Source organism: Pseudomonas sp. Marseille-Q5299, assembly GCF_943737035.1.
GTDB classification, from domain to species: Bacteria; Pseudomonadota; Gammaproteobacteria; order Pseudomonadales; family Pseudomonadaceae; genus Aquipseudomonas; species Aquipseudomonas putida_E.
Genome location: NZ_CALSFR010000004.1, coordinates 19,450 through 31,995, shown reverse-complemented (window position 1 = coordinate 31,995; position 12,546 = coordinate 19,450). Strand labels below are relative to the sequence as shown.

13 protein-coding genes are annotated in these 12,546 nt (G+C 61.3%); 3 read left to right on the top strand and 10 right to left on the bottom strand.

The genetic code is table 11. The annotated features are described in order from the left end of the window. Nucleotides 1-53: 53 nt before the first annotated feature. Genes nagZ through NGJ21_RS12925 form a run of 3 tightly spaced genes read right to left on the bottom strand, consistent with a single transcriptional unit; the run spans nucleotide 54 to nucleotide 2,347 of the window. Complete coding sequence (nagZ, locus tag NGJ21_RS12935; protein WP_172655271.1) at nucleotides 54-1,052, bottom strand: beta-N-acetylhexosaminidase; 999 nt, start codon at nucleotides 1,050-1,052, stop codon at nucleotides 54-56. Nucleotides 1,053-1,077: 25 nt separating this feature from the next. Then, nucleotides 1,078-1,599 (bottom strand): L,D-transpeptidase, encoded by a 522-nt coding sequence (locus tag NGJ21_RS12930; protein WP_115275409.1) that lies wholly within the window; start codon nucleotides 1,597-1,599, stop codon nucleotides 1,078-1,080. A gap of 40 nt (nucleotides 1,600-1,639) precedes the next feature. Further along, nucleotides 1,640-2,347 (bottom strand): TetR/AcrR family transcriptional regulator, encoded by a 708-nt coding sequence (locus NGJ21_RS12925; RefSeq protein WP_119688577.1) that lies wholly within the window; start codon nucleotides 2,345-2,347, stop codon nucleotides 1,640-1,642. A gap of 220 nt (nucleotides 2,348-2,567) precedes the next feature. On the opposite strand from NGJ21_RS12925, the gene lexA reads away from it, so the two are divergent. Beyond that, nucleotides 2,568-3,176, top strand: coding sequence for a transcriptional repressor LexA (lexA, locus tag NGJ21_RS12920; RefSeq protein ID WP_012313564.1), 609 nt, complete (start codon nucleotides 2,568-2,570; stop codon nucleotides 3,174-3,176). A 13-nt stretch (nucleotides 3,177-3,189) separates the two neighbouring features. Next, complete coding sequence (gene sulA / locus NGJ21_RS12915) at nucleotides 3,190-3,666, top strand: SOS-induced cell division inhibitor SulA (RefSeq protein ID WP_012313563.1); 477 nt, start codon at nucleotides 3,190-3,192, stop codon at nucleotides 3,664-3,666. A 38-nt stretch (nucleotides 3,667-3,704) separates the two neighbouring features. Here the strand turns inward: sulA and NGJ21_RS12910 are convergent, their stop codons facing one another. The 7 genes from NGJ21_RS12910 to NGJ21_RS12880 all read right to left on the bottom strand — a co-directional run bounded on the left by NGJ21_RS12910 (nucleotide 3,705) and on the right by NGJ21_RS12880 (nucleotide 11,949). Continuing rightward, nucleotides 3,705-3,938 carry a hypothetical protein gene (locus tag NGJ21_RS12910; RefSeq protein WP_003248777.1) on the bottom strand — a complete coding sequence of 78 codons (234 nt, stop codon included), beginning with the start codon at nucleotides 3,936-3,938 and terminating at the stop codon, nucleotides 3,705-3,707. Nucleotides 3,939-3,988: 50 nt separating this feature from the next. Beyond that, a complete protein-coding gene (locus tag NGJ21_RS12905; RefSeq protein ID WP_115275411.1) occupies nucleotides 3,989-4,504 on the bottom strand; it encodes a DUF6586 family protein in 516 nt (171 codons plus the stop codon). A gap of 115 nt (nucleotides 4,505-4,619) precedes the next feature. After that, complete coding sequence (gene topA, locus NGJ21_RS12900; RefSeq protein ID WP_046786461.1) at nucleotides 4,620-7,229, bottom strand: type I DNA topoisomerase; 2,610 nt, start codon at nucleotides 7,227-7,229, stop codon at nucleotides 4,620-4,622. Between the two features lie 100 nt (nucleotides 7,230-7,329). After that, the gene (locus NGJ21_RS12895) at nucleotides 7,330-7,581 is read right to left on the bottom strand and encodes a DUF1653 domain-containing protein (RefSeq protein WP_115275412.1); all 252 of its coding nucleotides are present in this window, start codon (nucleotides 7,579-7,581) and stop codon (nucleotides 7,330-7,332) included. An 80-nt stretch (nucleotides 7,582-7,661) separates the two neighbouring features. Beyond that, the gene (gene fadA / locus NGJ21_RS12890) at nucleotides 7,662-8,837 is read right to left on the bottom strand and encodes an acetyl-CoA C-acyltransferase FadA (RefSeq protein WP_204920591.1); all 1,176 of its coding nucleotides are present in this window, start codon (nucleotides 8,835-8,837) and stop codon (nucleotides 7,662-7,664) included. A 40-nt stretch (nucleotides 8,838-8,877) separates the two neighbouring features. Further along, nucleotides 8,878-11,025, bottom strand: coding sequence for a fatty acid oxidation complex subunit alpha FadB (gene fadB, locus NGJ21_RS12885; RefSeq protein WP_125923171.1), 2,148 nt, complete (start codon nucleotides 11,023-11,025; stop codon nucleotides 8,878-8,880). A 486-nt stretch (nucleotides 11,026-11,511) separates the two neighbouring features. Next, nucleotides 11,512-11,949: a hypothetical protein gene (locus tag NGJ21_RS12880; protein ID WP_039601787.1), complete on the bottom strand. Its 438-nt coding sequence runs from the start codon at nucleotides 11,947-11,949 to the stop codon at nucleotides 11,512-11,514. Nucleotides 11,950-12,057: 108 nt separating this feature from the next. Here NGJ21_RS12880 and NGJ21_RS12875 point away from each other — a divergent pair, with 108 nt between their 5' ends. Further along, nucleotides 12,058-12,498, top strand: a complete 441-nt coding sequence (locus NGJ21_RS12875; protein WP_012313557.1) for a universal stress protein — start codon at nucleotides 12,058-12,060, stop codon at nucleotides 12,496-12,498. Nucleotides 12,499-12,546: the final 48 nt, after the last annotated feature.

Sequence of the window (12,546 nt, the reverse complement as noted above, 5' to 3'; positions counted from 1 at the left end):
CAGGACTTTCACTGCCTTGGACAGCAGCGAGATACCTGTGGGGGCCGGCACAGTCAATCGACCAATTGCGCCTCGCGCAACGCCCCTAGCGCCTCCAGCCAACGCGGCTGCTGGCGATAATCGGTCCGCGCAAAACCCTGCCCGCGCATGCGTGCAATCCGCGGCGATGGCTTTACCTTCAGCCGCTGCGCCGCGCTCAAAGCCAGCTCTGCTGCCGCCCGGTCATTGCACACCAGGCCCATGTCACAACCCGCACTCAGCGCCGCCTCGATCCGATTGGCCGCATCGCCGACCACATGCGCACCGGCCATCGACAGGTCGTCACTGAAGATCACCCCGTCAAAGCCCAGTTCGCCACGCAGGATGTCCTGCAACCAACGGCGCGAGAACCCGGCCGGCTGGTTGTCTACCTGCGGATAGATGACATGCGCCGGCATCACTGCCGCCAGCTGCCCGCTGAGGCGGGAGAACGGCACCAGATCTGCCTGGCGCAGTTGCTCGAGGCTGCGCTCGTCCGTCGGAATGGCCACGTGGGAGTCCGCCTCCGCCCAGCCATGCCCGGGGAAATGCTTGCCACAGGCAGCCATGCCCGCTGCATTCATCCCGCGGATGAAGGCGCCGGCCAGCTGCGTGGCACGTTGCGGGTCGCCTTCGAACGCGCGGCTGCCGACCACAGCGCTACGCTGGTGATCCAGGTCGAGCACAGGGGCGAAGCTCAGGTCCAGGCCAACCGCCAGCACCTCAGTGGCCATCAACCAACCGCACTGCTCGGCGAGGTACTCGGCATTGGCGTTATCGGCGATCGCGCGCATGGCTGGCAGGCGCACGAAGCCCTGACGCAAACGCTGCACACGCCCACCTTCCTGGTCGACGGCCAGAATCAGATCGGGACGAATGGCGCGAATGGACGCGCACAGTTCACGCACCTGGCGCGGGCTGTCGATGTTGCGGGCAAAGATGATCAGGCCAGCCACTTCCGGCTGGCGCAGGAGCTGGCGGTCTTCGGCGGTCAGCCATTTACCGGCGATATCCACCATCAGGGAGCCTTGCAGGCTGACGGTCATAGGCAATCCTTCATTACAGACTTAAAGAAGCCCACTGGGGGCATGCGGCCTCCTCGATACGCACCGGGCAATGCGCCGGTACGCGCTCGAACAGGCCAAGCAGATCGGTGTTGCGCAGGCGAATACAGCCATGGGACAGCGGTATGCCCAAGGGTTCCGTGTCGGGCGTGCCATGCAGATAGATATAGCGGCGGAACGTGTCCACGGCGCCCAGACGGTTGACCCCGGCCTCGCAACCGCTGAGCCAGAGGATGCGGGTAAGCACCCAGTCACGCCCGGGATGCTGTGCGTGCAACGCCGGCGACCAGACCTCACCGGTCCAGCGCCGCCCACGCAGCACGGCATTGAGCGGCAAGCCCGCCCCGATCCTCGCTCGCACCTGGTGCAGGCCGCGTGGCGTGCAGCCGGAGCCATTGCGCTCACCGGCGCCATTGCGTGCGGTCGACACCGCCAGGCGCACGCACAACTGCCCATTGGCAAAGCCATAGAGGCGCTGGTCAGCGAGGGAAATGTGCAGGAGATCGAGGTCGGGCATGGGCGCTAGCTTAGCCCAAGCGCCCTGCCCCGCCCAGCCTTCAGGCCTTGGCGGTGGTGCTGGCGGTTTTACTGCGCGGGCGCAACTGTGCGGTGGCCATCGCCTCGTCGGTGACACCGCTGTCGGCGCGCATGCCAGCGGCCAGGAACGGCACCATCAGGCGCATGACCTGCTCTATGGAGGTGTTGATACCAAAGTCGGTTTCGGCAATGGCGCGCAATGCCTTGATGCCGGACATGCTGAACGCCGCGGCACCGAGCATGAAGTGCACGCGCCAGAACAGTTCGAGCGCAGGGATGCGTGGCGCGGCTTCATTGACCAGCAACATGTAGCGGCGGAACACCTTGCCATACATGTCTTCCAGGTAGCGCCGCAGGTGCCCTTGGCTCTGGCTGAAGGCCAGGCCCAGCAGGCGCATGAAGATCGACAGGTCGTTGTTGCTGCGTGGCTGCACCACCAGTGCCTGCTCCACGAGCATTTCCAGCAGCTCTTCGAGGCTGGGCTTTTGTTCCGGCTTGGCCTGGCGACGCTCCAGCTCACGTTCGAGGCTGGCGCAGAACGGCCCGAGGAAACGGGAAAAGACCGCCTGGATCAGCGCCTTCTTGGAGCCGAAATGATAATTGACCGCCGCCAGGTTGACCCCGGCCTTGCTGGTAATCAGCCGCAACGAGGTTTCCGCGAACCCCCTTTCCGCGAACAATTGCTCGGCAGCATCGAGAATGCGTTCAACGGTTTCCGATTGGGCCATGACTACTCCGCCAGACAGACAAACAGGTGTTTGAAACATACGTTTCAGGCCTGCGGATGTCAAGGCTCGGTGACTGTGCGGTCGCCATTAGAAAGCCCCGAGCTGCAAGCTGCAAGCCGCAAGAGGGGTGCGCGCCGCTTTTTCTTGTCGCGTGGAGCTTGCAGCTCATCCAGTACTGTATATAATCCCAGTCACTGTATAAAAAGACAGAGCGCCCGCCATGTTGAAACTGACGCCCCGCCAAGCCGAAATCCTGGCATTCATCAAACGTTGCCTTGAAGACAACGGCTTCCCGCCGACGCGCGCAGAGATCGCTCAGGAGCTGGGCTTCAAGTCGCCCAACGCCGCCGAGGAGCACCTCAAGGCCCTCGCGCGCAAAGGCGCGATCGAGATGACCCCAGGCGCATCCCGCGGCATCCGCATCCCCGGTTTTGAAGCCAAGGCCGAAGAAAACGGCCTGCCGATCATCGGCCGGGTAGCAGCCGGTGCACCGATCCTTGCCGAGCAGCACATCGAACAATCTTGCAACATCAATCCATCCTTCTTCCACCCCCGCGCCGACTACCTGCTGCGCGTACACGGCATGAGCATGAAGGACGTCGGCATCTTCGACGGCGACCTGCTGGCCGTGCACACCTGCCGCGAGGCCCGTAACGGGCAGATCGTCGTCGCCCGTATCGGCGACGAAGTGACCGTCAAACGTTTCAAACGCGAAGGCAGCAAGGTCTGGCTGATCGCCGAAAACCCCGATTTCGCCCCCATCGAAGTCGACCTGAAAGAGCAGGAAATGGTGATCGAAGGTTTGAGTGTCGGCGTAATTCGCCGCTGAACCAGGAGGCGTCATGCAACAGTTCGTCCAAGCACAACAGCAGGTACAGCTTCCTTTGTTCGAAGCCTTCCTCGCCCAACCGGTACTGCCAGGCCTGAAGGCCAGCGAGCAGGCGCGCAAGAACAGCGAACCGGACCTGTTCAGTGAACTGTCCCTGCGTGGCGCACCCGAACATTGCCAGACCTTGCTGGCACCGGTGCTACGCGAACTGAGCGAAGAGCAAGAGGCCCGCTGGCTGACGCTTATCGCACCGCCGGGCAGCCTGACCCAGGCCTGGTTGCGCGATGCCGGCCTCAACCGCGAGCGCATTCTGCTGCTGCAGCCGCGCGGCAATCAGAGCGCACTGCAACTGGCCTGTGACGCCCTGCGCCTTGGCCGTAGCCACACGGTTGTCAGCTGGCTTGGCAGCGTAAATGCCACCGCGCGACAGCAACTGTTGCGTGCAGCCAGTGCCGGAAACGCACAAAGCCTGAACATCCGCCTCGGCTGATGTTCAGGCTTTGCCTGTAACCCGAAACAACCTGGGTGTCAGTGAAGTACGCGCGGCCCTTCGTCGCGCTCGAGTTCGCCATCCATGAGGCGCCCCGCCATCTGCACGCCCACGCTCAGCATGGCCTTGGCAACCTCAACGTGTTGCCCCTGCAGGAATACCTTGGCGTCTTCCGAGAAATCCAGGGTTACCAGGGAGCCTTCGTCCTCGGCACGACGCAGTTCGATTCGGCCATCAGGCAACTCGACAATTTCTAGAAAAGACGTAGACATAAAGGGCTGTTCTCCGCGAAAGGCCAGTATTGTACCAGCCAAGGCGAATATCAGCACTCACTCAACGCGTCACGGAATCGTCTCACCAGGCCTTTGAGGTTGTTGCGCCAGCTTTCCAGCTCTTCACGCGACAGTGCAGCCTGCTCGGGCTCGTCGAGATTGACGGCCTGGATGAGTGGCTGAGTGACATCGGTTTTCGCGGTTTTTTTCGCGACCGGTGGTCGGAACAAATCGGCATAAGCGGTGAGCAATTGTGCCAGCCAGGTTTCCCGCTGCCTGGCCAGTTCCAGCAACTCAGCCACCTCGGGGATGGCGATGTCATTCAGGGCGTCATCGGCGAGCAATTGCTCGACACTGGGCGCGGCCGGCAGGCGGTAGAAGCCGCCAATCTCGTGACACAAGCCCAGTAGCGCGCCATACAGGTGGAACAGCGCAGATTCGCGCTCGGCCTGCGCCAGGCCTTGTGCATTCATGGCCTGGCTGTCGACAGCCTTGGCCATGGACTCAAGGGCAAGGCCGGCGAAGAAGAGCTTCTGGTTGGTGCGGGTGTAGAGTTCCTGGGCCATCTTGAGTGACCTCCCTAAGGCTGCAAGGCGAATACCTGCAGTTTCAGGGATCGGCGTGTACTTGTCACCAATGAATTGGGGCCGCTAAGCGGCCCCAATTACATCACTGAAACGATCAGCGCTTGTCTTCAACCTTCCAGGCATTACCGTCGTAGAACGCCTTCCACCCGGTAGGCTTGCCATCGACCTCGGACTGCACGTATTGCTCTTTGGTCTTGCGGCTGTAGCGGATCACTGCCGGGCGACCCTCGGGGTCTTTCTGCGGCGCATCGCACAGGAAGTGGTACTTGGGGTCGATCTCATGCTTGTGCGGCACGATCTCCAGCACCAGCGGCGCACGGGTCTCGCGATTCTTGGGGAACTGGCTGGCTGCCAGGAACAACCCAGAAGCACCGTCACGCAGCACGTAGGTGTCGTCGACCTTCTCGCACTTGAGCTCTGGCATGTCCACCTTGTCCATCTTCGGTGGTGCCGCCTCGCCACTCTTGAGCAGCTTGCGGGTGTTCTTGCACGCAGGGTTGGTGCAACCGAAGAACTTGCCGAACCGGCCGGTCTTGAGCTGCATCTCGCTGCCGCACTTGTCACACTCCAGGCTCGGCCCTTCGTAACCCTTGATGCGGTAACTGCCCTCTTCGATCTCGTAGCCGACGCAATCAGGGTTGTTACCGCAGATATGCAGCTTGTGCTTCTCGTCGAGCAGGTAGGCATCCATGGCCGTTGCGCAGATCGGGCAGCGGTGCTTGCCCAACAGCACGCGCGACTCCGATTCACCTTCGTCGTCCGCAGCGATTTCATCGCCCGGCACCAGGTTGACCGTGGCCTTGCAGCGCTCTTTGGGCGGCAGGCTGTAACCCGAGCAACCCAGGAACACGCCAGTGGAGGCCGTCCGGATCATCATCGGCCGCCCACATTCCTTGCACGGAATGTTGGTCATGGTCGGCTGGTTGGCACGCATGCCGCCTTCGGCTGATTCTGCCGTCAGCAGTTTCTTGCTGAAGTCGCCGTAGAACTCGTCCAGAACGTTCTTCCAGTCACGCTCGCCCTGCGCCACGTCATCCAGGCTCTCCTCCATGACGGCGGTGAAACCGTAGTCCATCAGGTTGGCGAAGCTTTCCGACAAGCGCTCGGTAACGATGTCGCCCATCTTCTCGGAGTAGAAGCGGCGATTGTGCAGTGTTACGTAACCGCGATCCTGGATGGTGGAAATGATGGCTGCGTAGGTCGACGGGCGGCCAATACCGCGCTTTTCCATTTCCTTGACCAGGCTGGCTTCGGTAAAGCGCGCAGGTGGCTTGGTGAAGTGCTGACTGGGGTCGATCTGGATCAGCTTGAGCGCTTCACCCTGGACCATCTCGGGCAACACATCATCTTCGCCCGGCTTGCTCTGCTGAGGCAGCACACGGGTATAACCGTCGAACTTGAGGATGCGACCTTTGGCACGCAGCTCGAAATCACCGGCAGCCACGGTCACACTGGTGGACAGGTACTGCGCAGGCGGCATCTGGCAGGCGAGGAACTGGCGCCAGATCAGCTCGTACAGGCGCTCGGCGTCACGCTCCATGCCGCTGAGCTTGGTTGGGTGCGTGTTGACGTCGGAAGGACGAATCGCTTCGTGGGCCTCCTGAGCGCCTTCTTTGCTGCCGTACACCAGCGGTGCTTCGGGCAGGTACTGCTTGCCGAACTCACGCTCGATGTAGCTGCGCGCCATGTCCAGCGCGTCGACCGACAGGTTGGTCGAGTCGGTACGCATGTAGGTGATGTAGCCCGCTTCGTATAGCCGCTGAGCCATCATCATGGTCTTCTTCACGCCGAAGCCCAGGCGGTTGCTTGCAGCCTGTTGCAGGGTGGAGGTGATGAACGGTGCCGACGGCTTGCTGCTGGTCGGGCGGTCTTCACGCTTGAGCACGCTGTAGCTGGACGCCTTGAGCTTGCTCAGTGCAGCCATGGCCTGCGCTTCGTTCAGCGGCTTGAAGGCCTCGCCTTTCTCGCGGGTCACCTCGAAACGCACCTTGGCGTCCTTGGCAGTGCCAAGGTCGGCGTGCACCTCCCAGTACTCTTCGGGGATGAAGGCACGGATCTCGCGCTCACGCTCGACCACCAGTTTCACGGCCACCGACTGAACACGCCCGGCCGACAGGCCACGGGCGATCTTGGCCCACAGCAGTGGCGAGACCATGTAGCCCACCACGCGATCAAGGAAACGGCGCGCCTGCTGGGCATTGACACGATCGATATCCAGCTCGCCGGGCTTCGAGAACGCATCCTGGATGGCTTTTTTGGTGATTTCGTTGAACACCACACGCTTGTAGCGGGTGTCGTCGCCACCGATGGCCTCGCGCAGGTGCCAGGCGATGGCTTCCCCTTCGCGGTCCAAGTCGGTCGCGAGATAGATGGTGTCAGCATCCTTGGCCAGGCGGCGCAACTCTTCGATCACCTTTTCCTTGCCAGGCAGGATCTCGTACTTGGCCTTCCAGCCGTGCTCGGGGTCGACGCCCATGCGCGCCACCAGCTGGCGACGGGCCTTCTCTTTCGGCGACAGGGCCGGCGCCTCACCCGCAGCCTTGCCACGCTTGGCGGCCGGCTCTTTGCTGGCGCTGGCCGAACCGCTGGTGGGGAGGTCACGGATGTGGCCGATACTCGACTTCACCACGTACTGGTTGCCCAGGTACTTGTTGATGGTCTTGGCCTTGGCCGGGGATTCCACAATGACCAGCGATTTGCCCATGGATCGGAGTATTCCTGAATCTGAAGATGAAAAACGCGTCAGGTGCCGGACGCGGCACCGCTATATATAGTGGCAATAGAGTGAGGTCAAGCGCGGTCGTTCACTCGTGCGCCTTGCCAAGCCGTTCAGGCAACCCTTCTTCGGCCTTGACCAAAGCAAAGCGTGGCACCTGCTCGCCGTCAACCTCGACCGACTCCTGGAACATCGAAAGTGGTCGTACCCAGAAGCTGTGGTCACCATACAGGCATTGGTAGAAAACCATCCACTCTTCGCTTTCGGAGTGCCGTGCGACACTGAAGACACGGTACTCAGGCCCTTTGTAATGCCGGTATACGCCTGGTTGTATCTGCATGTCGCCTTCCCTCTTGAAACAAATTCTGTAAAAAAACAAAAGCCGGGGCACAAGGCCCCGGCTGCTGTCCCGCTACGCGATCAGACGCGTTCGAAGACAGTGGTGATGCCCTGACCGAGGCCGACGCACATGGTGGCCACGCCCAACGTACCGCCATTTTGCTTCATGACGTTGAGCAGGGTGCCGGAAATGCGTGCCCCGGAGCAACCGAACGGGTGGCCCAAGGCAATGGCGCCGCCGTGCAGGTTAACCTTCTCATCCATCTTGTCGAGCACTTTCAAATCTTTGAGCACTGGCAGGGCCTGTGCAGCAAAGGCTTCATTGAGCTCGATGAAGTCGATATCGGCCATGGTCAGCCCGGCACGCTTCAGGGCTTTCTGGGTCGACGGCACAGGGCCGTAGCCCATGATTGCCGGGTCCACGCCAGCCACTGCCATGGAGCGGATCACCGCCAACGGCTGGATACCGAGGTCCATCGCACGCTGGCCAGACATGACGATCATGCACGAAGCGCCATCGGTAATCTGCGACGAAGTACCGGCTGTGACCGTACCACCTTTGGGGTTGAACGCAGGCTTGAGCGATGCCAGGCCTTCAAGGGTGGTTTCCGGGCGAATGGTCTCGTCGAAGTCGAAGACCTTCAGGAAACCGTTCTCGTCATAGCCCTGCATCGGGATGATCTCGTCCTTGAACTTGCCTTCGACCGTCGCCTTGTGTGCGAGCTGGTGCGAACGCAGGCCGAACAGGTCCTGTTGCTCACGGGTGATGCCGTGCATCTTGCCGAGCATCTCGGCAGTCAGGCCCATCATCCCGGAAGCCTTGGCAGCGTGCAAGGACAGGTGCGGGTTGGGGTCCACGCCATGCATCATGCTGACGTGCCCCATGTGCTCGACACCACCGACCACGAACACGTCGCCGTTGCCGGTCATGATCGCCTGGGCGGCGGTGTGCAGCGCGCTCATCGACGAGCCGCACAGGCGGCTGACGGTCTGGGCGGCCGAGGTGTGCGGGATCTGGGTCATCAGCGACGCCATGCGGGCGATGTTCCAGCCCTGCTCCAGGGTCTGGTTGACGCAGCCCCAGACCACGTCCTCGACTTCTTTGGGGTCGACCTTGCCGTTGCGCTCCAGCAGCTTGCTGATCAGGTGCGCAGACATGTCTTCAGCACGGGTGTTGCGGTGCATGCCACCCTTGGAGCGGCCCATCGGGGTGCGACCGAAGTCGACAATCACCACGTCTCTTGGATTGAGGCTCATATCAATAATCTCGCTCTACTCTCTCAAAGGCGTTGGCTGCTCAGCTGAAGAAGCGCTGGCCGTTCTTGGCCATTTCGCGCAGCTTCGCGGTCGGGTGGTACAGCGGCCCCAGATCGGCGTACTGATCAGCCAGGGCAACGAATTCGGCCACACCGATCGAATCGATGTAACGCAGCGCACCACCACGGAACGGAGGGAAACCAATGCCGTATACCAGGCCCATGTCCGCTTCGGCAGCGGTTTCGACGATGCCGTCTTCCAGGCAGCGCACGGTCTCCAGGCACAGCGGGACCATCATCCAGTTGATGATGTCTTCGTCGGTGACTTCACGCTGCTCGAAGACGATCGGCTTGAGCACATCGAGCACGGTGGCGTCGAAGACCTTCTTCGGCTTGCCACGCTTGTCGGTTTCGTAAGCATAGAAACCCTTGCCGTTCTTCTGGCCCAGGCGATTGGCCTCATACAGGGCGTCGACGGCCGAGCGGCGCTCGTCCTTCATGCGGTCCGGGAAGCCTTCGGCCATCACATCGCGGCCGTGGTGGCCGGTGTCGATGCCGACCACGTCCATCAGGTAGGCCGGGCCCATCGGCCAGCCGAACTTCTCCATGACCTTGTCGATGCGCACGAAGTCGACACCAGCGCTGACCAGCTTGGCGAAGCCGCCGAAGTACGGGAACAGCACGCGGTTGACCAAGAAGCCCGGGCAATCGTTGACCACGATCGGGTTCTTGCCCATCTTCTTGGCGTAGGCCACGGTGGTGGCGACCGCCACTTCACTGGACTTCTCGCCACGGATGACTTCGACCAGCGGCATCATGTGCACCGGGTTGAAGAAGTGCATGCCGACGAAGTTCTCGGGGCGCTTGAGCGCCTTGGCCAGCAGGTTGATGGAGATGGTCGAGGTGTTGGACGCAAGGATCGCATCCTCTTTCACCTGGCCTTCCACTTCAGCCAGCACTGCCTGCTTGACCTTCGGGTTCTCGACCACGGCTTCGACGACGATGTCGACGTTGGCGAAATCACCGTAGGACAGTGTCGGGCGAATGGCATTGAGTGCCTCGGCCATCTTCGCCGGAGTCAGGCGGCCTTTTTCGACGCGGTTGCCGAGCAGCTTGGACGCCTCGTTCAGGCCCAGCTGGATGGCTTCCTCGCGGATGTCCTTCATCAGGATCGGGGTGCCCTTGACCGCCGACTGGTAAGCGATGCCGCCACCCATGATGCCGGCGCCGAGCACGGCAGCCTGCTTCACATCGTGAGCGATTTCGTCATGGGCCTTGGCTTTGCGCTTGAGCTCCTGATCATTCAGGAACAGGCCGATCAGGCTTTGGGCAACCGAAGTCTTGGCCAGCTTGGCAAAGCCTGCTGCCTCGACTTCCAGCGCCTTGTCGCGACCGAAATTGGCGGCCTTCTGGATCGACTTGATGGCTTCGACCGGCGCCGGATAGTTCGGGCCGGCCTGGCCAGCGACGAAGCCCTTGGCAGTCTCGAAGGCCATCATCTGCTCGATGGCATTGAGCTTGAGCTTTTCCAGCTTGGGCTGGCGCTTGGCCTTGTAGTCCAGCTCACCGCTGATGGCGCGCTTGACCAGGTCGAGGGCACCGGCCTGCAGCAGTTCAGGGGCGACGACGGCGTCGACCGCACCGACTTTCAGGGCGTCTTCAGCGCGGTTTTCCTTGCCGGCGGCAATCCACTCGATGGCGTTGTCCGAGCCGATCAGACGCGGCAGGCGCACGGTACCGCCGAAGCCAGGGTAGATACCCAGCTTGACTTCCGGCAGGCCGATCTTGGCAGAGGTGGACATGACCCGATAGTCGGCCGCCAGGCACATTTCCAGGCCGCCGCCCAGGGCGATGCCGTTGATCGCGGCAACGGTCGGCACGTCGAGGTCTTCGAACGCGTTGAAGATGCGGTTGGCTTCCAGATTGCCGGCAACCAGTTCGGCCTCGGGCAGCTTGAAGTTGTCGACGAACTCGGTGATGTCGGCGCCGACGATGAACACGTCCTTGCCACTGCTGACGATCACGCCCTTCACCGAGGCGTCGGCCTTTATGGCATCGACGGCCTGGCGCAGCTCGTCCAGGGTCAGGCGATTGAACTTGTTGACGGACTCACCCTTGAGGTCGAACTTCAGTTCGACGATGCCGCTTTCAAGAGCCTTAACCGTGATGGCTTTACCTTCGTAAATCATCAACTGATCTCCACGATATGGAAGCTGAACTGTACACGCCGATCGCTGGTGGAAAAGCAGCGCTTCGCTGCTCTTGCCCAGGCACACCCGTCAGCGCGCTAGTCGGGATTCTGGATGAGCGCTGTGACATACAAACGCTCAATTCATACGCCCGTTTGATTTGGGTATGCACACATTCTCCGAAAAGGTCGGCGTTGTCAAATGCTCACAGGCATGGTGGAAACGCGACTTTCCGGTCATTTTCTAGCGTCTGGGTATAAATCATGATGACAGTGATTGCTGATCATTCATGTCAGCGATTGACCACAAGAAGTAGACCGCAGCATTTTTCGATGCACACCGCTGCAGGTTGGCTACACTGCGACTGGCTTCAAGAATTTCCCGGCCTGCCTGGCCTTTTCTGCTCTGCAGAAACGACAAAGCGGCAACTTGGCATCTGCCCCTGATGGGGTCCTGCCAAGTTGCCGCTTTGTCGTTGAAACGATGTCAGGCGAGGGTTTCGAAGGCGTAGGCAATATCCTGCAACACAGATTTGTCACCCCGCTCGCTCCAGTACAGCGCGAGCATGCGCTTGTCGGCTTCGACCTTGTAAACAGTCCCCGGCAGCCGTGAGAAAACATCATTCAGGCGCGGTTCCTCACACACTTCACGCCATTGGTTCCACCACACACCAGGGCTGACCTGCCAGTAGCACCAGCTGTCTTCACGCCCACGCCGGCGCGCCCGGTGATACTGCGGGCAGGGGCTGGGCGGCTCTTTTTCCAGCCAGTGCGGCCACTGCTGCGGTGCCAGTTGCATGGCCAGCCCCATGCGCCGCGCCTCCAGGCGCAGGCTCATCTGCTCGCCTTGCTTGCGCGACTGGCGCAGCCAGGCAAACGGGCTGAGAATCAGCGCAAGGATTGACACCACCAGCAATACCGTCATATCTGTAGATCCCATAAAGCGTTGCAAATGAGCGGGTTACTCGGTTTCACGCAAGACCCGCCCGAAGCGACCATACTTCTACTATCGCGATTGTCAGGAGTACAGCTCATGCCTTACGAACATCTTCTGGTCGCCGTCGACCTCACCGAAGAGTGCGACCCGGTGATCAAGCGAGCCATGAAGCTCGCCGAGCCCACAGGCGCCAAGGTCTCGCTGGTGCATATCGTCGAACCCATGGCCATGGCCTTTGGCGGTGACGTGCCAATGGACCTGTCGCAGCTGCAACAGCAACAGTTCGACCAGGCCAAGGAGCGCATGGAACGCCTGTTCAACAAATACCCCGAGATCAACCGCGGTGATTCTCACCTGACCTATGGCCAACCGCGCCAAGAAATTCATCAGCTGGCCAAGGAGCAGAACTGCGACCTGATCGTGGTTGGCAGCCATGGCCGCCATGGCCTGGCGTTGCTGCTGGGTTCAACGGCCAATGACGTGTTGCATGGCGCGCCGTGCGATGTACTGGCGGTGCGGTTGCAGAAGAAGGAATGATCCAGGCTGCCCGGCCTCGTCGCCGGCAAGTCGGCTCCCACAGAGATC